This is a genomic window from Brevibacillus sp. HB2.2 (assembly GCF_013284275.1).
GTDB lineage: Bacteria > Bacillota > Bacilli > Brevibacillales > Brevibacillaceae > Brevibacillus > Brevibacillus brevis_D.
Window position 1 is genome coordinate 1 of record NZ_JABSUV010000031.1, and the last position, 23,709, is coordinate 23,709.

At 44.2% G+C, this 23,709-nt stretch carries 22 protein-coding genes; 7 read left to right on the forward strand and 15 right to left on the reverse strand.

What is annotated here, in order from left to right:
* Nucleotides 1–162: 162 nt before the first annotated feature.
* Genes HP401_RS31770 through HP401_RS31780 form a run of 3 tightly spaced genes read right to left on the reverse strand, consistent with a single transcriptional unit; the run spans nucleotide 163 to nucleotide 2,511 of the window.
* Complete coding sequence (locus HP401_RS31770) at nucleotides 163–948, reverse strand: amidohydrolase family protein (RefSeq protein WP_173606385.1); 786 nt, start codon at nucleotides 946–948, stop codon at nucleotides 163–165.
* On the reverse strand, nucleotides 945–1,355 hold the full coding sequence (locus HP401_RS31775; protein WP_173606386.1) for a carboxymuconolactone decarboxylase family protein: 411 nt from the start codon (nucleotides 1,353–1,355) through the stop codon (nucleotides 945–947). Before HP401_RS31775 ends, HP401_RS31770 begins: the two co-directional genes overlap by 4 nt.
* Nucleotides 1,342–2,511: an MFS transporter gene (locus tag HP401_RS31780; RefSeq protein ID WP_217366172.1), complete on the reverse strand. Its 1,170-nt coding sequence runs from the start codon at nucleotides 2,509–2,511 to the stop codon at nucleotides 1,342–1,344. The genes HP401_RS31775 and HP401_RS31780 overlap by 14 nt, the downstream gene beginning before the upstream one ends.
* A gap of 172 nt (nucleotides 2,512–2,683) precedes the next feature.
* Between HP401_RS31780 and HP401_RS31785 the strand changes: the two genes are divergently transcribed.
* The 3 genes from HP401_RS31785 to budA all read left to right on the forward strand — a co-directional run bounded on the left by HP401_RS31785 (nucleotide 2,684) and on the right by budA (nucleotide 6,599).
* On the forward strand, nucleotides 2,684–3,523 hold the full coding sequence (locus HP401_RS31785; RefSeq protein ID WP_064202793.1) for a helix-turn-helix transcriptional regulator: 840 nt from the start codon (nucleotides 2,684–2,686) through the stop codon (nucleotides 3,521–3,523).
* A gap of 159 nt (nucleotides 3,524–3,682) precedes the next feature.
* Nucleotides 3,683–5,707 carry a methyl-accepting chemotaxis protein gene (locus HP401_RS31790; RefSeq protein ID WP_173606388.1) on the forward strand — a complete coding sequence of 675 codons (2,025 nt, stop codon included), beginning with the start codon at nucleotides 3,683–3,685 and terminating at the stop codon, nucleotides 5,705–5,707.
* A 34-nt stretch (nucleotides 5,708–5,741) separates the two neighbouring features.
* Entirely contained in the window at nucleotides 5,742–6,599 is an 858-nt protein-coding gene (gene budA, locus HP401_RS31795) for an acetolactate decarboxylase (protein WP_173606389.1), read from the forward strand.
* Between the two features lie 155 nt (nucleotides 6,600–6,754).
* Here the strand turns inward: budA and HP401_RS31800 are convergent, their stop codons facing one another.
* The 12 genes from HP401_RS31800 to hsdR all read right to left on the reverse strand — a co-directional run bounded on the left by HP401_RS31800 (nucleotide 6,755) and on the right by hsdR (nucleotide 20,435).
* Nucleotides 6,755–7,177 carry a tetratricopeptide repeat protein gene (locus tag HP401_RS31800; RefSeq protein WP_173606390.1) on the reverse strand — a complete coding sequence of 141 codons (423 nt, stop codon included), beginning with the start codon at nucleotides 7,175–7,177 and terminating at the stop codon, nucleotides 6,755–6,757.
* Nucleotides 7,178–7,231: 54 nt separating this feature from the next.
* Nucleotides 7,232–7,648 (reverse strand): hypothetical protein, encoded by a 417-nt coding sequence (locus HP401_RS31805; RefSeq protein WP_254457140.1) that lies wholly within the window; start codon nucleotides 7,646–7,648, stop codon nucleotides 7,232–7,234.
* A gap of 28 nt (nucleotides 7,649–7,676) precedes the next feature.
* Nucleotides 7,677–8,195, reverse strand: a complete 519-nt coding sequence (locus HP401_RS31810; protein ID WP_173606392.1) for a DUF4303 domain-containing protein — start codon at nucleotides 8,193–8,195, stop codon at nucleotides 7,677–7,679.
* Between the two features lie 135 nt (nucleotides 8,196–8,330).
* Complete coding sequence (locus HP401_RS31815; protein WP_173606393.1) at nucleotides 8,331–8,828, reverse strand: imm68 putative immunity domain-containing protein; 498 nt, start codon at nucleotides 8,826–8,828, stop codon at nucleotides 8,331–8,333.
* Nucleotides 8,829–8,924: 96 nt separating this feature from the next.
* Nucleotides 8,925–10,604, reverse strand: coding sequence for a DUF6138 family protein (locus HP401_RS31820; RefSeq protein ID WP_173606394.1), 1,680 nt, complete (start codon nucleotides 10,602–10,604; stop codon nucleotides 8,925–8,927).
* 425 nt (nucleotides 10,605–11,029) lie between these two features.
* Nucleotides 11,030–11,368: a cupin domain-containing protein gene (locus HP401_RS31825; RefSeq protein WP_173606395.1), complete on the reverse strand. Its 339-nt coding sequence runs from the start codon at nucleotides 11,366–11,368 to the stop codon at nucleotides 11,030–11,032.
* A gap of 29 nt (nucleotides 11,369–11,397) precedes the next feature.
* Nucleotides 11,398–12,381, reverse strand: coding sequence for an ABC transporter substrate-binding protein (locus HP401_RS31830; protein WP_173606396.1), 984 nt, complete (start codon nucleotides 12,379–12,381; stop codon nucleotides 11,398–11,400).
* A gap of 87 nt (nucleotides 12,382–12,468) precedes the next feature.
* Nucleotides 12,469–13,296, reverse strand: coding sequence for a helix-turn-helix transcriptional regulator (locus HP401_RS31835; protein ID WP_173606397.1), 828 nt, complete (start codon nucleotides 13,294–13,296; stop codon nucleotides 12,469–12,471).
* Nucleotides 13,297–13,558: 262 nt separating this feature from the next.
* A complete protein-coding gene (locus HP401_RS31840) occupies nucleotides 13,559–14,068 on the reverse strand; it encodes an SRPBCC family protein (RefSeq protein ID WP_173606398.1) in 510 nt (169 codons plus the stop codon).
* Between the two features lie 318 nt (nucleotides 14,069–14,386).
* Nucleotides 14,387–15,772: a restriction endonuclease subunit S gene (locus HP401_RS31845; protein WP_173606399.1), complete on the reverse strand. Its 1,386-nt coding sequence runs from the start codon at nucleotides 15,770–15,772 to the stop codon at nucleotides 14,387–14,389.
* A complete protein-coding gene (locus tag HP401_RS31850) occupies nucleotides 15,769–17,190 on the reverse strand; it encodes a class I SAM-dependent DNA methyltransferase (RefSeq protein WP_173606400.1) in 1,422 nt (473 codons plus the stop codon). The genes HP401_RS31845 and HP401_RS31850 overlap by 4 nt, the downstream gene beginning before the upstream one ends.
* Nucleotides 17,191–17,213: 23 nt before the next feature.
* On the reverse strand, nucleotides 17,214–20,435 hold the full coding sequence (hsdR, locus tag HP401_RS31855; protein ID WP_173606401.1) for a type I restriction-modification system endonuclease: 3,222 nt from the start codon (nucleotides 20,433–20,435) through the stop codon (nucleotides 17,214–17,216).
* 224 nt (nucleotides 20,436–20,659) lie between these two features.
* Between hsdR and HP401_RS31860 the strand changes: the two genes are divergently transcribed.
* The 4 genes from HP401_RS31860 to HP401_RS31875 all read left to right on the forward strand — a co-directional run bounded on the left by HP401_RS31860 (nucleotide 20,660) and on the right by HP401_RS31875 (nucleotide 23,606).
* Entirely contained in the window at nucleotides 20,660–21,475 is an 816-nt protein-coding gene (locus HP401_RS31860) for a recombinase zinc beta ribbon domain-containing protein (protein WP_375140436.1), read from the forward strand.
* A gap of 60 nt (nucleotides 21,476–21,535) precedes the next feature.
* Nucleotides 21,536–21,985 (forward strand): hypothetical protein, encoded by a 450-nt coding sequence (locus HP401_RS31865; protein ID WP_173606403.1) that lies wholly within the window; start codon nucleotides 21,536–21,538, stop codon nucleotides 21,983–21,985.
* A 133-nt stretch (nucleotides 21,986–22,118) separates the two neighbouring features.
* On the forward strand, nucleotides 22,119–22,373 hold the full coding sequence (locus HP401_RS31870) for an HNH endonuclease (protein WP_173606404.1): 255 nt from the start codon (nucleotides 22,119–22,121) through the stop codon (nucleotides 22,371–22,373).
* A gap of 261 nt (nucleotides 22,374–22,634) precedes the next feature.
* On the forward strand, nucleotides 22,635–23,606 hold the full coding sequence (locus HP401_RS31875) for a PDDEXK family nuclease (RefSeq protein ID WP_173606405.1): 972 nt from the start codon (nucleotides 22,635–22,637) through the stop codon (nucleotides 23,604–23,606).
* Nucleotides 23,607–23,709: the final 103 nt, after the last annotated feature.

A 23,709-nucleotide genomic window follows, 5' to 3' on the forward strand; every position in this document is an offset into this window, starting at 1 on the left:
GAAAAAGAAATGAAAGAGGGGCTGGCACAACCAGTCCCTTTCTTCCGTCTTCCATTAATATTCTCCTTGAATGACAATATTGCGGGTTTTTGGGGTAGTGGATATAATTACCGATCAACCTGCTAACGAGACGATACGGTACACCATGAATAGGGACTTAGATTAGATTTCAAGCAATTCCGCTATCGTTTCACCGAGCACTCTTCTCTCGACCTCTTTGCTCGGTGCACAACGTTGAACAGCGATTTTTGCCAAGTAAGGATCGCCGTATGGATGGTCCGAACTAAACAACGTTCTGTCAGGAAGCTCTTTCATCGCAAGAGTTAAGGCAAAAACCGTATATACCGCTGAGGTATCCAAATAAGCATTGTCTATGTCCTTCGTTAAGTTGATTGTATCCAACCAGTTCAAGCCACCCAAATGTCCGAAAATGACTGGCACATTCGGATTCTTTTGAACAAGATAGGCAAGGTCCCGAATATCTACCATTTTTAATGGTTCGAACGTATGAACCCAAATCGGAAGGCCACGCCACTCGTTCGCAGCCTTGAATACGGGGTCGAGCAATCCGATCTGGCCTGATCCCAACGTAAATTCACCAAACCCTCTCAACCCGTTGTTGACGATTTTGGTTTCCACCCATTCCATCGTTTCCGTCTCGGAAAAACCGAGCGGTACGCTTCCAAAACCGATAAAGCGATCGGGATATTGCCGCACCGTCTGAATCAATTCGTCCATTGCCTTTATACGTGCCTCTGAGCTATTTATCCGATTGGCCAATATGTTTGACAATTTTCCCATCTCTTCAACAAACTCAGAATACGACTCGCTTTTTTCCGGATGAACAAGCGTCGAGAACAAAACTGTTTTATCGATGTTCGATTCGTCCATGATATTCAAGTGAGATTCTACCCACGAATGAACGTGTGAGTGGCTGTCAATAATCATTCGGAGCCCCCCTTATTTGATTTTGTTTTTCGTTCTGCAAACACTTCTGCAGCAACGGTCAGAATCGAATTTAAAGCAACAGGAAAACCAGCGTAAATTAACATTTGCATCATGCACTCCACAATCTCTTCTTCCGTCCATCCAAGGTTTAATGCTCCGTTAATATAAAACCTCAACTGCTGCGTATTTCCCATCGCCGTCAGACCTGCCACTGTAGCGAGAAGCCTAGATTTCAAATCGAGACCTGGACGGGAAAATATTTGGCCGTAATTGAATTCTACAGCGAGCTGTCCCAAATCTGGGGCCACTGTGTCTTTAAAACTGTCAACAATGCTCTGGTAATGCACGCTATCTATTTTTTTCAGAATTTCCATTCCTTTATTATAGGTATCATCATGAATTTGCATTTGTATTTTTCACCCTTTCAATTTTCGTATCGTTTACATTTTTTATGCCCGACGATGCACTCATTCCGACAAAGACCATGATCAATCCAACCACGCAAACGCCGGACCACTGCCAGTTGCTCCATGCCCACACTCCCACATAGGACCCAAGTGCACCCCCTATAAAGGTGAAAACCATATACAACCCGTTCAATCTGCTTCTAGCAGCAGCAGAAAGTTCGAATATTTTTGCTTGACAGGCAACCTGATTTGCTTGTGTGGAAACCGTTAGCAACAATGCGCTGCCAATCAATCCCGGCAGCCAATAAGCGGCAACCGCGGAGATCAGGAACGAAGCCATAGCTGCAAGCATGCAAATTTTATTGGCGAGTGCTGCCCCTTTCCTGTCAATGATCAGTCCAATCAATGGAGTTGCGACAGCACCTCCGATTCCGACCAACCCCACCAAACCAACAACGGCACTGCCGTATTCGTACGGGGGTGATTGAAGCAAGAATCCTATAGTAGTAAAAAAGACACTAAACGATCCAAACACCATACCTTGACTCAAACAGGCACTCTGGAGTGCTTTTTGCTTCACGAACAGAGGCCCCAACGAAAGCAACAACTGGCGGTATGGTAACGCTGTCTCACCTTGGCTTTGGGGAAGCCGAAACCGAATTAGGAGAGTAAGCAACAACATGAAGCCAAAGGAAATCCAATACATCACTCTCCAGCCCCATATGCTATCAACGATGCCGCTAACTATCCTCGCCCCCAATATTCCGCAGACAAGACCGATGGCCACCGTCCCTAGTAACTTCCCCCGATTGCGATCATTTGTCATACTGGCAGCTAATGGAACGATAAGCTGCGGTATAATCGTCGTTATGCCTATCGCAAAATGACTTACGATTAACCACGTTAAAGAATTAGATAGTGCGGCCGATAATAGCGACAATGAAACCGCCAACAACAAGAAAACAATCATTCGACGTCTTTCAAACATGTCTCCCAATGGCACTAGCAGGAGGTTCCCGATTGCATAACCTACCTGGGTAAGAGTCGTCACACCTCCTATCTCTGCTACGGTTGAGTCGAATGTTTTCGCCATATCGACTAGTAAGGTCTGGTTTAAATAAACGTTTGCCACGGTAAACCCGCAGGTTATTACCATAAGAGCGATCAGACCTTTCGATGGACCAGATCTGATTAAGTCCTCCAGAATGATCACCTCCTTGTCTTTATTCGTAAACCTTACAGTTGTAAGATTAAAGTACGAACAAACCTACAAATAGAAGCCTATTAATCATAGTATTAAAAGTAACAGGATTAGGCGGAGGGATTAGATGAACAGCGATAAGGACAAGCGAAAAGAATTGGGGTTGTTTTTAAAATCGCGGCGTTCTCGGCTTTCTCCAGAGCAATTTGGCTTGTCCAAAGGTCCAAGAAGGAAGGTCCAAGGCTTACGGAGAGAAGAATTAGCGCAGATTGCTGGGATCGGGCTTACGTGGTATACGTGGCTGGAGCAGGGAAAAGACATTCAAGTGTCGACCCAGGTGCTTGATAGTCTTGTGACGGTAATGAAGCTCGATACTGAGGAGCGAAATCATTTGTTTATGCTCGCCCACGGGCAACTGCCTGTTGAACAAACAACCTCATTTGAAGCAGGAATTACAAAGATCATGCAAAACTTCATGAACGATTTCGAAATGTGTCCGGCTTATGCAACGGATCAGCGGTGGGACATATTGATGTGGAATAAAGCTGCACAGTTGGTGTTCGGGGATTTTGAAAAAATGAATAAGAAAGAACGTAACGCAGTTTGGCGATGTTTCGCGTCAACCGACTATCGAAAACTTATGGGCGATTGGGAAAGCCACGCCAAACGTCTTCTAGGGCAATTTCGTTCTACCAGTACACCGTTCGTCGGAGAGGACTGGTTTAAAGAGCTCGTCGGCGAACTGATGGAACTCAGTCCTGAATTCAGAGAATGGTGGCCGCGTTACGATATACAGGGTACTCCCATCGGGACAAAACAGATCAATCATCCGACTGCGGGTACGATGACGATGGAGCATATGACATTTCGGGTGTACGATGCCCCCGAGTTGAAATTAACCATTTATCGCCCTTTGAAAGAGAACGATTCAATAAAAAAATTGAACCTCTTGATGAATGGTGGGTAAAGTCTGTGCCTCACCAAAAGATCGGTGAGGACATCCAATTTGGTACATTGTAACAATTTATTCAAGTTTCACACAAAAAAGTCTAATTTTTGTAAACTCTTATACCGATACACTGAAATATAAAGATAAATAAACAAATCTGGATGGAGAGAATTCATTATGGCTGGAGTGGACATTAAAAAAGGGTTTCAGTGGAAAATTGGCCAAAAATTATTTGCGGTTTTTCTCATTTTGGTTTTGGTCCCAAGTATTCTGATTGGCTACTTCTCGTATCGTTCAGCTACTCAAACATTAGATGTTCAACTACTCAATTCAGCTAATAAACAGGTCGAAAACCTCAGCACGATTATTGATCGTGTAGTTGTGCCCATCATGAAAGACACAGATGTTCTGGCAAGATCACTGCCTCAAAGCGTTTATCAAGACATGATAAAGGATGAAAAGACGAATTTGGCGTCAAATCAACAGGTGCAATCGACCCTTAAGCAGTTTAAAGCTGTGCATACCGATGATACCGAAGTGATTGGACTTGCCACCGAAGATGGACGCTTTGCGATGGAGCCGCAAAGTCCATTATCAAAGGAGTATGATGCTCGCACGCGAGAATGGTACACAAAAGCGATGGAACAGAAGGGTCAAGTGATTATTTCCAAACCCTATGTATCAGCCGCCTCTAAAAATATTGTGGTATCGGTAGCAAAAACTACGGACGATGGCCATGGAGTTGCCGTAGTAAATTTATCGTTGAAAAAGTATGTGACTGATACCGTTAATGCGGCAAAAGTAGGGACGCAAGGTTTCGCGTTTATCCTGGATGAGAGTCAGAAGGTTATTACCCATCCAACCATTGCTGCTGGAGAAGTGCCCCAAGATGACAGCTACAAATCATTTTATGAGCAGCAATCGGGAGTACTGTCAGCCCAAATCGACGGAAAACCTTCCCGGATCGTCTTTACCACGAACAAGATAACCGGCTGGAAAATCGCCGGCGTGCTTTATGACAGCGAACTTGACGAGCTGAAGAAGCCAATTATTACACAAACAGTTGGGATGATTATCAGCTCCGTTTTATTGTCGCTTGTCATTTTGTACGTGATCAACCGGATTTTTGTACACCCGTTAAAACAAATGACGCGTTTATCCAAGCAATTGGCAGCAGGGAACCTTGCAGAGACCCACATTACTGTGAAAAACAGAGATGAGTTGGGAGATTTGGCGCAAGCCTTCAACTCTCTTGCCCTCCAATTGCACCAACTCATCGAAGACCTGCTGAAAAATGCGCAAAATCTTAATCAAGTTACGGACGTGTTAAATTCGGAAGTGACTGAGGTTGCCAATGCCTCCTCTAAAATCGCTGAAATGAACAGCCGGGTTACCAAGGGTTCGATGGATCAGGCTCAGGGAATTTCGGAGATATCCCGGACGATGCAAGAAAGCGTGCTTGCTGTGAGCAATTTTGCCGAAGTAGCTTCAGAAATCGGGGAAATTACGGAACAAACGCATCAGAGAGCAAAAGAAGGAACTTCGATTGTCTCAGATTCACTGAATCAAATGAGGACAATTAATTCCGCTGTTTTGCACTCTTCCAATCTCGTGGAAACACTCATGCAAAAAACAATGGAAATTGATAATTTTGCCACTGTCATTAATGAAATCGCCAATCAAACCAATCTCTTGTCTCTCAACGCCAGCATAGAAGCAGCGCGTGCGGGAGAACATGGCAGAGGTTTTGCCGTTGTTGCTGAAGAAGTGAAGAAGCTTGCCGTACAATCCGCTGATTCTGCTACACAAATTACCAATCTGATTTTGGAGATCAATAAAGAAACCAGAAAATCTGTGGAATCGTTGACGATGGTGCAGCAGGAAGTTGAAGACGGATTGACCCTAAGCTCCAAAGTGGAAACCCTGCTTTCCGATATCATTGAAGATATGGCTAAAATCAATGATGAAATACAAAATCTCAGCAGCATTTCGGAAGAGGTTGCAGCGGGTTCCGAGGAAGTGAGCGCATCGGTTGAAGATCTTTCGAATATTGCCAATTCCAACTCCAGAGATTCCAGCGATACTCTGTCCAATATTGAAAGACAACAAGAATCTTTGCATGAATTAATGGAACAAGTGAAAATTGTCCTGGATACCGCACAACAAATCAGGAATAATGTGCAAAACTACAAACTTCGTTAGCAACAAATTTTATATAAAGGTGGAGGGGAAAAACATGAAAAAAAATATCATCACTTCTATCACATCTCTGGCTCTGGTTGCCGGGCTGTCTTTGACTGCTTTTGCAGCTACAACGGCTACTGTACCAGCACCACCTGCCAAGCAGGAATCCAAACCTGCGGTTGCCGCTAATCCGGCACCAAAAAATGTACTGTTTCAATACTCAACGATCAATGCACTCATGCTTGGACAGTTTGAAGGGGACTTGACTTTGAAAGACCTGAAGCTGCGAGGCGATATGGGGCTTGGTACCATCAATGATCTCGATGGAGAGATGATTCAGATGGGTACAAAATTCTACCAGATCGACAGCACCGGAAAATTATCGGAGCTGCCAGAAAGTGTGAAAACTCCATTTGCGGTTACTACACATTTCGAGCCGAAAGAAAAAACTACATTAACCAATGTGCAAGATTACAATCAATTAACAAAAATGCTTGAGGAGAAATTTGAAAACAAGAACGTCTTTTATGCCGTAAAGCTGACCGGTACCTTTAAGATGGTAAAGGCTAGAACAGTTCCAAAACAAACCAGACCTTATCCGCAGCTGACTGAAGTAACCAAAAAACAATCCGAGTTTGAATTTAAAAATGTTAAGGGAACCCTGATTGGCTTCTATACGCCAAATTATGCAGCAGCCCTGAATGTTCCCGGATTCCATCTCCACTTCATCACAGAGGATAAAACAAGTGGCGGACACGTCTTAAATCTGCAATTTGAAAACGCGAATCTGGAAATTTCTCCGATCCATGAGTTTGATGTACAATTGCCGCACACAGATGATTTTGCCCACTCTGATCTGACACAAGTTACTACTAGCCAAGTACACCAAGCTGAGTCAGAAAGAAAATAAAGCAGCCTCATGCGAGAAATTTAGCGAGGACATGAAAAAGCTGGCCTATTATAAGTGCCAGCTTTTTCATATCTAGGAGTCCCCTCCAGCTTGGACTTCTGCCTGGTAATTGGTGCTCTTTCCTGTACCAATAGTGTTTTTCTAATCCTGAAACTTCAAATCTCTATTTTTGTCTCCAAAAACTCAAGGTATTTTGGGTCATCTTCCATAAAGATCGCAATCCCGGCACCCATGTAAGCCCGGGTCAGCTCGTCTGCAGCTTTTTCATGGTTGTCCTGTTCGTAATACAATTGCCCTAACCGAAGATGAATGTAAGGATTCCCCAGCCCCTCGGGACACTGTACAGCATTAAAGAAACACTTGAATGCCTTATCGTAATTCTTCATTTGAAAATGAACATCCCCAATAGCCACATATATCCACGTTGCGGCCTCCCATTCTCGGTGATTTTCCGGCAATAATCGGAGGGCCGCGACGTACTTATTCTTGCCCTCCTCAAGATTGCCTGCTCTCACCAAATCATCGCCTTGTTTACACAGCACGGTAATTTCGGCATGGGTGGAATCTGAAAGTTGCATTGTCGATCTCTCCTATCCTTCTGCGATTTGACGCCGCCGTAGGTATTCGCCTCTTTACCAGCCACGCACTATTGTTTTTTGACTTTCATCAAAAATGATTGCGCTTGGTATTTCCGCCAAATAGTCTATCGCCCAAATGATATGATTCGTGAATTCCCGTCCTTCATCAGGCGAGAATACGAAACGAATGCGTTCGGCACAGTCTTTGATTTCAGGCGGACAATCCTTGGTGATGCTCGCAATGTAATTTACATCTTCAGCTACACTACGGCCAGTTTCAAAATGTGCTGTAAAATTCCATCCCGGCCAACGGAAAATCAAGTATTTCTCTCTCGTAAACGGATTTGCTGATACTCCAATTTCCAGTCCGTTCTTTCTTTCAAAATCAAAATAGTCGCTTAACTCGGAAGCAAGACGCTCATGGGAGTAAGGATTGGAAGACTTCGCAAGGTAGGCATGTATTACGGACATAATATCTCCCCAATCGTACTGGATGTTCTCAACCGCCAATCCAATTCTGAAATTCTTGAGCAAGTTCATTTCGGTTCAATCGGGCAATCCAATCACATTCCAGTGCATTTGTGTCATCCGATACAGTAAAGACTAATACTCCCGATTCGCTCATATCGGAGAAAAAACCTTCCTTTTTCAGTGATTCAAGCGCAGCCACGCAACACTCATAAACCTTCTCTTTATAGTCCCTGTGTCTTTCCGCCGACTGCATACTCATCACTTCGTTATACAATAGATTGGAAATATCCTCAAAGAACTCAGCACCTTCGAATTCATGATCCCATTCCCCTGGACTCCAGCGATAATAAATCGCATCATCAGGGTCGCCAGCAATCATTTTGTTCAGGTGATCGGTTGAGTTTACCGCCGGACATACGGTGATTGCATCCGAGTCGGAATACAAGGCGTAACCGCAAAAGCTTTGTCCTGCATATTTGTTTCTTACTTGCTCGAATGCAGCCCTCGCAGCCGCCTCGATTTTTAATTGCAGCACTTGAAAATCCATGTTCTCTCCTTTGTCCTACTTTAGTCGAGCCTGTAACGACAGGATTGGAGGAGACTCCCACCCCACCTTCGAGGCAACTCTCCGAGCCCCATGAGCGGTTAAGGCCAAAAATTTTCCGTTACTTGTGGTATGGATTCAGCTTAACTGTGCCAGCTCATCTGCGATCATTTTTGCCTTTTCCGCAAGCTCTCTCATATCATCCACTGGAACAAGCTCGGCTAATTCGTAAGCCAGCGGATCACGGGAAAACTTGTACAACTCATCCCGAAGCAGGTTCCTTTTTTCTTCAGAGGCATCTATATAAAGTTTGCGCGACTGCCTATCCTCATCCAAATCATGCAAATCGACATAGCCTGATTTTTGAGACTCCAACACAATGGCTGAAAGATCGATTAGAGCTGAGCAGGCAATATCAAGTTCTGCTCGAAACGTGCCGTTAGCATTTTTGATATCAAATCCAATACTTCCGCCGCATTTCAAGTCTCCCTCGGAAAGCAGAACATCCAGACCCAAGTCCTTTAGAATCTGATCGAGCGTCACATTCGTTGAGCCCAATTGTTCCAAATAGTCGACTAATGCCAGCGAATCATCGGACCCGCCAATTAAATCTCCCCACCATTTGCTTATGTACATGTTCTTCTCCCACTTTCTTTTCAGCATGGTAATTATGCAAATAAGATCGTTTCACTCAAAAGCATACTTATCAATGCCGCTTTCACCGAACCACCGTCAGGCTATCCCCGCCCCCGCCGCCTTTAGCAGACGAATGATCAGCTCCTTGTGCGATCCCTCCGCCTTTCGAGCCAATGCAGCCAGCTTCTCCACCTTGCCCCAGATCGGGTACAGTACCCGCTCGGCCTCGTCATCTGAGAGAGTCTCTATTTTCTTTACGAATAGCCACAGCTTGTCTTCGCTTTCCAGCTCCGGCTGAATCTTCAGCTTTAGTGAATCGTGGGAGCGCAGCAGGCAGGCGATCAAGGTGGGAGTCGAGCGTTCCGTTATGCCATAGGTTTCGGCAAAAACGGCTGTAAACTTGTCATGCACCAGCTGATGCTCATCATCCACAAGGTCCATGTAAGCTTCAACAAGCGGAAAATACCGCTCGGACGAAAGCCCCAGCCCGAACACAGCATAGCTGCCCGGCATTACGCTTTTTTCGCTTTCCGTATCCTCGTACCATTCAAACTCTTCCATCGCCTCACGAGCATATTCCTCCAACAAAGGATGCAGCTCGGGATAAGCTAGAGCATTTGCAAAAAAACGGTGCGTGTCCGATTTGGCTAGCCCCTTGATTGGCAAATACTCCTTCACGCTGGATTTCAACTTGATCTTGTAGCTTTTCGGGAAGTCCTTTCGGAGCAGGGAGAGAATAAACGAAATCGCCCGCTCGTACGCCCCGGCTTCTTCCTTACGAATAACGATTGTGAAAAGGGAAAAAACATCGTTAGCCTTGCATTCAACTAATTCATGGCGCATATGGACGTCTTCTTGCGAGAAGCTGTCGCTGCCATCCTTCAGCATACGTGCGGCTTTACCGCTGCCAAGCTGCTTCGCCAGCTCCAGAAAAGTCTGACCCTTGAGTTTGTTGAAGTCCGGCTCGTAACGAATAATCATTACCGCTCCGTACAACAAAAGGTCGATAGGCTGATTCGGCTCATCCTTGTCCTCAAAAACAGCATCTGGCTTGATTACATACTCATTAGTCCTGTATTCAGAACGGGTGACATCATAGTAACGCGGCAAAAATACATTCTCGACCCAGTCAGTCAAAGCCCTAATGATATCTCTTCGATGCTCCGCGAGAGCCTCAACCCGTTCTTTATTCAACTCCTGAATCCGGTCAAATAAAGCTATCGTCTTTGCGGCTTGCGGTTCGGGGAACAAATGCGTATCAAGCAGATGACGCGCCAAAAAGAAGGTTTCCAGCCTGTTTGTCGGGTTAGAGCCCTTCTCCAGATTTTCCACCATATAGGACTGAATTCGCTCCAGAAGCTGCCGCTTTTTCTCTTCATACACAGTTTCCAGCACCGTTAATTCCACCAGCCCGTCCGTCGTTGCGAAGGTTCCTTGGAAGGTAAAACGGTAGTTGATCAACGGCGACGTTTCCAGCTTGCCCAGCCTCTCCCTTACGATTTCCGCCAGCAGGGGCTGAACCTCATGCAATATCTGCTCCCGCGTAAAGGGTGAGGCTTTCATCGACTTTTTGCCTGCGGCACTTCCCACAGATTTCGAAGTTTCAACCCTAGTCCTGCCCGGCCGATAATCTAGCATGACAAAGTTAAAGATGCCTACTTGCAGTGTGGTGCGTAAGACTACTTCTTCTGTGTCCTTTCTATTTTCTTGTTCGTCAAACCATTTATGTATCGCCGTTTTCATCTCTTCCAGCGCTTCTTTTTGTAGTTCGTTCATTGTCTCCCGCCTTTTCGCGTGTTCCATCTTAGCTCAATATAATCATACTATGAAAATGGGAAAGCTTGTTGGAATTGTATACCTTTCCCTAGGATCGGCTAAAGCTCAGTCCTTAGGATGTAGGAAGTTAATGTTGAATAGCCACCGATATAAAGCAAGGTGATGACTAAGGCTATCAGTTTTGTCTTTTCCTATAGAGAACTGCATTCCAATGGTAATGGCTTCTTTTTCTTTAATGGCAGGAACTCTTTTATAGATAACCAGCAGTGGAAAAATGCTTATGTCGGGAAGATCAGATTTAATTAGCATAAAAATCCGCTGGAGCAATAGCTACAGCGGCTGGAAAAGGAACAAAATGATATTGAACGTAAAAAAAGCGGAGCTGAGAGCTGTACTAGTAGATCCAATTTATCATTGGCTGCTGCTCATTCGGACTCATTACCGCCAGTGTTTACTACTCCTCTAGGCTCCACCAACAGGATCTGGCATTCCTTTTCGGCGAAAGGCTTATGATCGGCTCCCCCCGGGACAATAAACATCTCACCCCTGGAAATTTTCACTTGGCCATCACGAAAAGCAATGAACATCTCTCCTTCGAGCACAATAAATACCTTATCCGTCCCTTGATGCCCGTGCCACATAAAATCCCCAGCAATTTTAATGAGCTTAAATTGATAGTCATTTATTTCAGCAATGACTTTCGGAGACCAGAGATCGTTGAATGTAGATAGCTTCTCATTCAGATTAATAGCTTGGTAATGCATGTGAATCCCTCCTCATTCTTCTCGACTTTTTAGAGCTTACGCAAGGCACTTGTTATATTTTGTAAAGCGTATTCGATAGCTAATGGGCCACCAGTAATAGCGGACGTATCCATTAAATGAACATTTCCTTTCTTAACGGCATTGAGATTATTCCATACATTGCTTTGTTTTAAGTCATTCATTAATTTTTCCTTTTTGGTAATGTCACCGATAAGGAAAATATGGTCTGCTTCAACAGTTGATATTCCTTCAAACGTAGTAAATTTATTAGTCGTACCTTTAAATATATGGTCTGGTGTAAGTCCCAGTCCCTTCTCTTTATCAAACGCAAGTATATAGACCGGATTTCCTTCACCTAGGACATTAAACGTTTTTCCATCCCATGACAATATAAGGGCTACTGACTCTCCTTCAATCGATTTTAATGCTTCGCGCCCAGTTGTGATTTCTTTCATCATTTTATCAATGACTTTTTCCGCTTCATCTTCTTTTCCAATAATCTCGGCTACTGTACGGAGTCCATATTGCCAATCATCATAGATGTCCTTGGATTTTAACGTAATGACTGGCGCAATCTTTCCTAGTGAATCATACATTTTTTCATGATTCTCAGTTGCTAAAATAATGTCAGGCTCTATCGATAGGATTTTTTCAATATTAGGTGATAATTTTTCTCCTAATTCATCAGCAGAATCCAGCTTTCCTTTTAAATAGGTTAAAGAAGATAGATACTCTTTTTCAGTAGAAGCAGCAGGCGACTCACCTAATGCAACTAGTATTTCAGGATAAAAATACCATAATGAAGCAATATTCTCTGGTTGTTTCTCGATAACAATTTCTTTACCTAAGGCATCCTTAAATGTTCTTGGCCATTCAGTTGTATCTACCTTACCTGCTGTTGTAGATGCGCCTTCTGTCGTTGATCCTCTATTTTCAGCAGGTGTTTCATTACAACCTGCCAGTATGCCTGCTACTAATAGGATGGAGATTAGCAGGCCTTTCATCTTTTGCATACAAAAATTCCTCCAACATCATGTTATCTTTCGTTTGCCATTAGTATAGAAAAGGAATTTTCAGATGAGAATGGATGCCTGTTGAAATTAGCATGGATTATTGATGAACTTCTCTCGATATTCAGTAGGAGAGATACCATGTTGTTTCTTGAACACTCTACTAAAATAAAACGGGTCAGCAATTCCAACCGTTTGCGCAATTTGTTGTACAGGCGCATCACTTGTAAATAGCATTTCTTGCGCCATGTTTATCCGATGTTTTAATATATATTCCGCTGGTCCCATACCTGCATGTCTTCTAAATACATAAGACAGTCGATTTCGATTCACGTTATGTTGTTCTGCAAGCGATGCTATTGTAAGGCTTTGATCATAGTATTCATGAATATAATGAGATACCCGTTCGAACAAAGTTTGTGATTCACAGCTATTCTGCCTATTCACAACACATAATAAGGTTTCATTCAGTACATCACGAAACAGCATTTCGGTCTGAAACATCGAAATGCCACCAGGCTGATTATACACATGCCAAAGGCGCATAATTAATTCAATCAGACGAGGAGATTGACCCGTTGATAATTCAAAGTGCTGATGGGAAAAGCTTGTCTCTTCTAGTTCTGAGTTATATATCCGGTATAAAACAAGGATATATTCCCAGTTTGTGTTACCGAACATTTTTTGAGCTAGTTTCATTCTTGCACCGCCATGCACAACTTTTCCTGGCGAAAAGATATAAGGCGTTCCATTAAATTGAAATTGTACCTTCCCTGTAAGTGGAAACACAAATCCAGGAAAAGAATCTGTATATTCAGCGTAAGGTACGCCTGGATTTTTCGCATATCGATATACTCCTTCTACTTGAAAAGGAATGTGTGCCAAATGCTCCGCTAACTGATTAACGTCGATTTTCACGTTGCATACCTCATTTCAATAGTCGTTTGCCAGTAATACGTAAGATCGATCGTTGTACATCCTGTGCAGCTTCTTGATCAGAAGCAGATGAGGGCTCTTGTTTATTTTATCACTATTGATAACGATTATCACTTTCAGTGTGTGAGGACAATAAAAATACCGCACCCGCTAATGTTCAAACAGCGGGTAACGGCAGGTGTAGAAATAACTTTCTGCTCACGGAACTTTGGACCAAAAAAAGACATCCTATTGGACGCTTTGGCTAGTTTTTTTCCTCCAACAAATATTGTTCAAGCTGATCAAAAGTACCTCCGAAGCCCTGCTTCATGGAATCGAACATCCCCTCAAAGAAGTTGCGCTCTTCTTCAGTAGCATTGATCGGTCGGCTGCAAAGGGTTGTTTGGGTTGTACCATTATTATCGCTCAATGTTACCTCATTGCGAATTTCGAGCGGGATCAAATCACTGAATGGAGACCTGACAATGTTTCCTGCCTCATCCGAAAAGCAGTTGATCCAGACAATCTTCTCGGGAGCCTTGATCTCCTGATACACAAATTTACCCCACATTTGACTGCCATCAGGAGCTTGCATGCTGTAGTGGAAAAATCCGCCCTCACGAAAATCGAGATGTTTTACACTTATTTCAAACCCTTTCGGCCCCCACCAGTGCTTCAGGTGCTCTGCTTCAGTCCATACTTGGTATACAAGTTCACGTGGCGCATGAATCTCACGCGTTATTACTAACTCTTTGCTTTCCGAGTTGGGCGTCATATCGATTCCTCCATCAATCAGTGCTCACTTTTAATTTATATAAGTGCTTGGACGAGATGCCGTGCCCAACCGCGATTACTGACACCGCCAATATTATTAAACAAAGTTAATACCTTTAAACATACCGACCTAGTTAAATATATAAATCTAATCATTACGAACTTTATTTCAAGGCAGCTACTTTGTTAATGCTTGTAAATACTTGCCGTTACTTATGATAAGGCTCACCGTAACGGGTCTAACAGCGAATAAAAGATAAAAAACCATAAGTCATCTGCTGATGACTTATGGTTTTGAGTATTCTCCTCGAAATACTAGTTACGTCAAGGTATTATAGAGAATTTGGTGAATAAGAGCTTCTAATTCAACTAAACAGTCAGCAGCTAATTTAGAACTTTCTTTTAGACCCCGTTCATAACTTTTTATTTGGTCAGCAATAACCTGCTGCTCCTTTAAAGGAGCTAAAGCTATCGGTGCCCGTAATATTTTTTCTTGGCTTAAATTACGCATAGAATCACTAGTTCCCGTTGCTTGTTCAAATAATCTCCGAACGTACCGTGTTCGGAGAGCGTAAAGTAAGTAATCAATGTTTATCTCATTATTTACGGGAACTAACCGAAGTGTCTTATCCGATAATATTAAATTGGGGTAATCTTGTTTCACGACAACAACGGCACCAACAAGTTCTACTGTATTTGCCCTAGAAATTAAAAGATCTCCAGCCTGGACTACCGGCAATCCGGTGACATCAAAACCCGGAAATAAGGCTTTATTTTCATCGGGTAGGAATTCCCCCCAACTTACTGCACTTACCTTTAAAACACCATATTCACCGGCGGTGGCGGGGCGCCCTTGTGCTGCTGGACTCTTTCCTGCTTCGATCCTTTCAACCAGCTCCCCAAGTGAAACCCAGCACCAACCATCAGGTAGTTCAGGTAGTCCTTCAGTATTAATTGATCCTAGTGAATTATATTTATTACTCTTTTTACTCTTTTTACTCTTTCCTTTACCAATAAGGCCAAGGTCATACCCCTGCCTCTTTACTTTTTCTCCTCTAATCCGCTCCATCAATTCCTCGGCATGTTCAAGGTCGTTCTGTTCTCTAAATTTCTCAGTTATTCCTCCCAAAAGAGCAATGTTAACGAACGAATCAATTTTTTCAGAGGTCGAACCAAGTATCTGCTTTAAGAGAGATCTAGCAGAATTTACTTTCTCAAACATGGACTCAATTCTTTTTACAATCTGTACCTGCTCTTCTAGTGGAGGTACACATACGGGGTGATTTATTAAATCCCCAAGACGTATATATTTTATTGTCGAGCCACGATTTCCTTTCGTTAATTCTTCAAGTGTGAATAATAGATAATAGTAGAAATAGGGGGTATGTCCTTTAAAGTCTTGCAAGACATAGGTTCTTTGATATGCATTGAATTTGCCTTTATAATATTTTACATTAAAAGCACCATTCCCCGCGATCAGTAAAGCCTCATTATCAAAAGCGTAAGTATCGATATACGATATTTCCTTTGCACAGGTGAAGAAGGGATAGATTCCACCATCTACAGCTGCATTTGCATCTAGCCGCCCAGTTGAAATATTGCACAACTCTCCTAGATTTGCCCAAACCCAATTTTCCTTTACTTGAAACAATGCCCGCACTGGATTCTTTTGAAGTGGATCTAAACGTTTTTGGGTACTGCTCATTCTTTTTCTCCCTTGGTTAATTTCAGGTCCTTAATTACTTCTTCAAGGAGCGTGATAGCCTGCCCTAATTTTGAAATTGTATTTTCGGCCGATTCTATCGGATCGGCTACATCCAGATACGACATCATTGAGTCATTAACAGCCAACCCGAGGTCTAAGCTATCACCCTTAAACTTTATCTCTTCTCTAGAGTATACTTTCCAACGCTCATCCTGTAGTTTAGTGCGATCCTCTGCGTTAAACGCCTTTACAAATCCCTCGAAATATTCTTCTGTAAACGGAGTCCTCTTTCCAAATTTGGGCATATTGGTCCGTAGATCATAAAACCAGACCTCCTTAGTATTACCCTTGTCTGTTTCGCCGCGGGTAAAAAAGAGCACGTTTGTCTTCACACCCTGAGCATAAAAAATACCGGTTGGTAGCCGCAAAATGGTGTGCAAATTGCATTTGTCCATCAAGTCAGCCCGAATTTTCTGGCCGTCGCCGTCCTGGAAAAGGACGTTGTCCGGCAATACGACCGCCGCTCTCGCTTTGCCGTTAGGCTTCAACGCACGGTAAATGTGCTGCAGGAAATTGAGCTGCTTGTTGGAGGTAGCAAACGTCAAATCGTCCCGCGTCGGGTGTTCACCACCTTTTTTTGTGCCAAACGGGGGATTCGTCAGAATGACATCCATATTGCCCATCGTTTTCCCTAGGTTAGAGAGCGAGTCACCGAGCAAAATTTCCCCTTCAATACCATGGAGCATGGCGTTCATAAGGGCGAGCCGGTGGGTGTCTTGAACCAGTTCGCAACCGCTGAATGCTTCTTTACGTTGAAAATCCGCCTCGTGCTCTCCCAAATCATAATAGTTCCCTGTTTTGTTTCGTACGTGCTGGTCAGCCGCAATCATGAAACCAAATGTCCCTGCTGCCGGGTCGTTGCAGCGCTCACCCGGCTGAGGATCTATCAGTTCCACCATGACGTTGATCAAAGGCCTCGGTGTGAAGTATTGTCCCGCTCCAGACTTCTTCTCGTTCGCGTTTTTCTCCAGAAGGCCTTCGTACAGATCACCCAAGCCTTCCTCCTTGGCACTGAACCAATCCAGCTCGTCAATCGACGAAACGATTTTCTTTAGGTTTGCGGGAGCCGCAATATTCGTAGAAGCGTTAGCATAAATCTGCCTAACCTTAGCATTACCCTTGGTTCCAAGGTCAAGCAGCTGCTGGCGATAGAACCGCATAAGCTCCACGCCGTCTTTCTCAACCAGCTGATCCCAACGATAACCTTCGGGAATATTCTTTTCTTGCTCGGTTTCCTTCATCATCTTTAAGAAGAGGATATAGGTTAGTTCAGTCACGTATTGGTGATAAGTAATACCGTCATCCCGCAATACGTTACATAAATTCCATAGTTTCTGTACGATTTCTTGTGTATTCATGAGGTCTTAGTTTCATCCCTTCATCATGCGTATAACGCTTCGTTAATATCGTCTAGCACCTGCTGTAACTGACCATCAAAGATCCGGTTGATCCGATTGAACCCCCCATCCTGATTGAATGGGGCAACACTGAACGCCTCTTGCGCTGACGGTCCCAAGACAGTTTCTTTTAGCAATTGCTTCTCTATTCGGTCCAACCATTGCTTTTGCCGTGGGTCCCATGCCCGTATCGAATAGATTTTGCGCATCGCTGCTTTAATACGCTCTTCGTGTCCAACGAGCGGGCTTCCTAGAGCTCTCTGACGAATGAATCCGATAATGTCCGCAGCTATCTCGTGATTGGTCATCTGTGCCCAAGCGGTGCGAAGGTTCGTCTCGGTAAAGTCCTTTTGGGCAAGAATCACCTGCAATTCGCGTAAATCCTGCCTCGTCAGATCCCGCGGTCTTGTACAAACAATCTGCAATGCCGGAATCTCATTCATGTTCTCACGGATGAAGGCGGCAAACTGGTCTAGATAATCCTCCGGTTTCTTTGCCTTCCCGTAGCCCCTCTCATGGCTGAGAAGTTCGTCCTCATGGCGGGAAATGTATAGCTTGGTCGGTTCGCTAAACTTTTCATCCAAAAATGTAACGAGACGCTGGTTGTCATACAATACTTTCCGCGTATCCACAGAAGGAGTATTTCTTAGCCATTCGATCATCTCATCCACACTCAGCCCACCCGACAACGTCTTAAACTCCTCTTGTTGCTCTCGCTTTTGAAGCTTTTTCTTACGCTGCAGTTTGGCGATGATTTGCTGAATATGGTCGTCTTGCTGCTTCGCGTCTTCGATATGCTGGAGTTCCTCAACCAACTGCTTGAATGTCACAGAAGGGTTCACAACGACCGGTTTCATGGTACTAACCGATTCTAATGCCTCATACAGTCCTACCGCGTCAAAAATGGAAAAATGCGTTTTGCCTATCTCTGGACACAATCGGGTAGCACGTCCCAACATCTGCTCGTATAAAATACGCGATTTTACTCTGCGCAAAAACACAATATTGGTGATTTTGGGAACGTCAACGCCTGTTGTAAGCAGGTCCACCGTTACGACGATATTAGGCAACTTCTCGTTCTTGAACTTTTTAATGGCTTCCGACGGTTTGTGAATCGTGCCTGTAATCTTTTGAACAGCATCATCATCGACCTCTCCAAATTCTTTGGTCAATTCTTCTTTGAAGATCTTCACCACAAGATCGGCATGGGCATCTGTAGCCGCGAACACCAACGTTTTGCCATCCAAAACAGGATCAATATACTTCACCAACTCGGCAATTACCGTTCGATTGAAGTTTTCCGTGATCACCATCTTGTTGAAGCCTTCAATTTCGATGTTCACTTCATCAGAAAGATATTCTGTCTCCACGGTGTTGGAATTTGTTTTGTAGACCTCGACCTGCTCAGCTACTTTCCACTGGATACCGTGTTTCTTTAGTTTGGTTTCCAGCTGATGCGGCGGCTCATGATCTACTAGATATCCATCAATTACGGCCTCCCGATACGAATATGTGAAAACAGGGGGGCCAAAAATTTCCGTCGTGTGCAAGGCTGGTGTTGCGGTCAAACCAATTTTCACAGCATCGAAATGCTCAAGTACGGTCCGATACTTACTGATATAATCATTCTGGTCGCGGAATTGGTATTCGATCTCCGTCATTTCCTTGTCAAGGATGTAGCCGCGGTGCGCCTCATCAACTACAATACAGTCGTACTGACCTGCCGTTGGTACCGTATCACTGTCGCTAGGGAATAGGATCCGCTTCACCATCCCTTGCACAGTGGCAATGTGAACCTTAGTCTCTGCCTCTGGTCGTTTATCAGTCAAACCTTTCAGTTCAAATATTTCCGTGAAGGTATTAAAGTCTTCCATCCTAGATTCTTCGAAAGCATCCTGTGCCTGCTGCCCGAGAGCCTCTCTGTCTACAAGAAAGAGAATGCGTCTGAATCGTTTCGCTTTGATAAGGCGATAAATGAGCCCGATCGTCGTTCTCGTCTTACCTGTCCCCGTAGCCATAGCAATCAGAATGTTACGTTGATCTTCGCCAAGGGAATCCTCAACGGCCTTAATCGCTCGATACTGGTATTCCCTCAAACCAAGGTAGTCCAGTGGTTCACTCTGGAGCTTAGATTGAGCTTCGTCGATGTCCTGCTTAAGCATCTCCAGAAGTTCTCCTGGCGCGTACCAGTCCCTCAGTGCACGAGGATGATTAGTGTTCTTTCGTGCATCTAGAAACCAAATCCCTGATTTCGTTTCAAGTTGCTGGAGATAGGGTCTACCGTTCGTGGAAAACAGGAACGGCACGGTATATTCTCCCCAGGTTCCAACAGGCTCTTCTTCTCCCCCATGCTGTACTTCTTTTGCATACTTCTTAGCCTGGGCCAGGTCAGACAATACATCTTTTGCCTTTTTCTTTGCCTCGATGATACCGACCATTTTCAGCCCAACAAAAAGTGCATAGTCTGCCCGCCCCTTTTTAGATGGCCACTCAGCAATAGCCAGGATTCTCCCCTTTTCAGGACGTGTACCCTTTGAATACTTCAAGGCATCTGAATCCACTTCCCAGCCAGCGTTCCGTAGTTGCAGGTCGATGAATTGCCTTCTTGTCTCTGCTTCGTCTAGAAGTGCAGCGGCGACCTTACCAGACTGTTTTCTACGTTTGTTTCGTTCTTCCACTGTAGACTGCGCCCGGCGGAATTGCTCCAGCTGACCTTGCAACTCTTCTATTTTCTTCTCGTAATCAGCGGATAGTTTGGTGAGGACGACCTCATTGTCGACGCTAGGTTGTTCTGCCCTTGTGAGGTCAAGGGGTTGCGGTTCAAATCTCCAATCACCGTAGGTTTGCATAAACCATACCGCCAGTGTGAATGCGTAGGAAATGGCTGCTTTGGCGTCACCCTTAGAATCATGCAAAGCATGCACGGCATTGTTCCCGATATTTTTGATCGAGTGAAAAAAGGACACCATCTCTGAAGGGACCAAGTCCTCCCGGCGAAATACTTGTAATCGAGCATTTTGTGACCTGTCCTCAGGCTCCGCTACCTTTTCTATTGCTAAAATCAGCTGAGCTAGCGTCTCCCCAAACTGACGAATCTTAACCATCGCTGTATTGGGATCTTTAAGAAGGTATTCCTCAGCTAATTGACCGAGTGATGCTAGGATCGGCCATTTTTCTGCTAAAAAAGCAAAGTTGCTTGTTTTCATATATCCACCTCATCATTAACAGGCTGAATATGCACTTACAACATTCTATCATGTGATGATGTTATTATGCTGTCAGGAAACGAATGTTCGTTAAAGCGCAAGAATGCTCATAATTATTAATTCAACAGGTTGTTCCTAGTTCCTGTAAAATCATACTTACAAGTAGTTCTTTTGGATTATTATTAACAAGGTAGTCCCCCCTGAGATGGATTTATTGAATTTGAATATCTCAGGGGGGCTACAATTTCCCTTTAGAGAACTGGAACGAGCGCCGTCGTAAGGGAAAAAACGATAACCCTATTATTGTCGACGGGGAGCATGAGCCGATCATTTCCGAGGAGCTCTGGGAAAAAGTCCAGCTCCTCCAGTTGTCCAAAGCTGTTGCCTCATCGAGAACCTTCGACGGCAAGTACACCCTGACTGGCCTCATGAGATGCCCACAGTGTGGCGCAGCAATGGTCGCGAGCCGAACCGTCAACAAACTGAAAGACGGTACGAGAATCGTTCGCCGCTACTATTCCTGTGGTAACTTCAAGAGCAAGGGTAGTTCCGTATGCCGCGCCAACAGTGTGAAGGCGGACTACCCCGAATCGTTCGTGTACCAGCGCATTAAGGAGGTGATTAACAACGAGCGCATTCTCATGGATATTGTACTGACCATGAACCAGCAGCGGAAAGGAAACACTGCTCCGCTCCAAGATGAGCTTAAGCACATCAATCAAAAGGTGGATTCGATCGAGGGGAAACGGCAAAAGTATTTTAGCCTATTCGAGGACGAGTTGGTCGACCCCGAAACCCTTGCCAACCGGCTGGATGAGCTGAAAGCAGAGAGGGAGCGGCTTCTCGCCAGAAAATCAGAGATCGAATGGGAGCTCGGTAACGACAACAGCCAGCTGATCGACCTCAACTACGTTCGGGCTACCCTTGGCCAACTCGATCATATTCTCGGAAATGCACCTACCGAGCAAATCAAGTCTCTACTCCACCTGATCATCAAGCAAATTAGCGTCAAGGACCGAAGATCGAAACGATCGAACTGAACTTTGATGAAAACACCCAGAAGCATTTTTTAGGGCCAGCCCCAAAGCAAAATGAAAACTGTGAATGAACTAATTCTTGACAAGCTAAAAACCGCATTCGAGAGGAACGGGTACAACGCTGAGGAGCAAATGTATGATGATAACGTATGGATCATGTCTGCAGCAGTGATCCCGTTCGAGGAGACGCTGGAGACTGCTGATTTCCTCCCTTATTCTTTAGACGATGCTGTGCTCCGTGAATCGTACTTGAGTACAGGAAAGCCAACCCACTTTGTGCGGGTAGTCCTTCGAACAAACGGCTCCTACGGCCTTTGCGAATATGTTGATGGTACGGATGTCTACGTTTCCGTTGACCTCGAACAACAAGAAGCTGACTGCCTTGTATGGTCTGATACTTGGATCGAGGGGCCACCTAAGTTTGAGGGAGGTACCATTTTGTCTTCACTTGCTTGGTGCAAGCGCATGGCTGGACCCTTCTATATTCAATTAGAAGATCCGTCTACTCTTTAACTCGTATTACAGGAGATCGTCATTAATAGACGATCTCCTCATAATCACCCGCGAACAAAGCTAATCACAACAACGCTTGCTTTAGGGGTATGCAGATATGCTATATTTCTTCCAATTTGGAGGGGATTTTGTAGTGGATCAAAGACCAATCGATTTGTGTAAAAAGCAACTTGAAGAAATTCTTATTCAAGCGCGACTCGAAGGCAAGACGCACATGGATATCATTGCAGGCGAACTTCACAAAGTTGTTTTTGGTTCACCTGCAGTAAAGAACAGAATGCCAACTTGCTGTGATGCCATGTATGATTCAAAGGTCAAACATGATATTCTTTACGCCCCGCCAAAAGGTAAGGGCTCCCGCCTAGCAATTAGATACTACTTAGTCTGAATTTTCGAATGAAATTGTCTCAACAGCAGAATAAATAAGATATTATAATTAGAGCGATGTTTGATCGACAAGCAATTGTCCCGGATCATAGGGAACACACAATACAATTAGTACTCACCCATATCTTGGTAGGGATCCCCATAATTCTGTCGAATTAAAAGGGTGGCATACTATTCACCTTCCCATTCGTATTTATATTTTGTAGGTTGGATTACATAAATTTCTGCAAGAATAAGGAGGCTGGTACCCTGTATTATCCGAATGCTATCGAGGACATATGAAGAGCAGCATATCGAGCAAGTGATAACGGAAATCAAAGCGCATTTCCACGATTATTTTGACCGCTTTATGGAGTCAGGCGCCGGGACCTCCCTTTCAGCCGATCAGATTCAGAAGTTGGCGGAGAAATTTGGTAGCGACGGCGCTGTAAAAACCCAGAAAAAGAACATCGGCGCGGTTCTTAAACAAACCATACTTGAGGGTATTAACGAATTTGAAAAGGACCGCCAATCCTATGTCTTCAACGATGTGAAGCATGAAGCGTTGAAGGAACTTATCGGCTTAACAAAAACCAAAAATATGATCACCACGATGAAGAAGAGCGGAAAGTCCGTGCAGGAGATCAGTACGATTGTGTTTGAAGCCATTGTCACAGAGCAAGTAAAGCTTGCGAAGAGTCTGGGCAAGTGTCTAATTATTTACAGTCATGCCGAAGAGCTCGATGATCAGGCCTTACAGCAACTCGAACAGTACAGCGCAGAGAAACGTTCATACAAGCATGCGCTTCTTGACTATTTTGTACACCTGATCGAAAACTGTGAGAATTCAAGACAAATCCATCAAGAAATCGGTCGGCATTTAGGCGTGCCCAAGTTTTTGTTGGATCGAATTTATAAGACTACCAAAGGAGATTTAGTTCGCTCGAAATCCGAGGTCATCATAGCCAACTTGCTGCACCAGTACGGTGTTTCCTACGAATATGAAAAAGAGTTGGGCTATGGGTCTGGAAGCCGATTATCACCTGACTTCACGATTACAATAAATGGGGAAGAATTCTACTGGGAGCATCTTGGTTTGATCGGCAACATGGAGTACGATTCACATTGGGTAAAAAAACAAACCGTTTATGAAGAATACTTTCCAGGACAGCTTGTGGTATCGTATGAAAATCCCTATTTGACAACATCCGCTGAATCCATAATTCAAAAATTTCTTTCACCCGAAGAATTTTAAGCCTTCTTAAATCCTATCGCCCGTAACGTCTGACTTAATTTTTGAGAGAGCCTCCTTCATACCTTAAAGGGGGCTCTGTTCCTTTTCAGTAGTGTAAAATTAA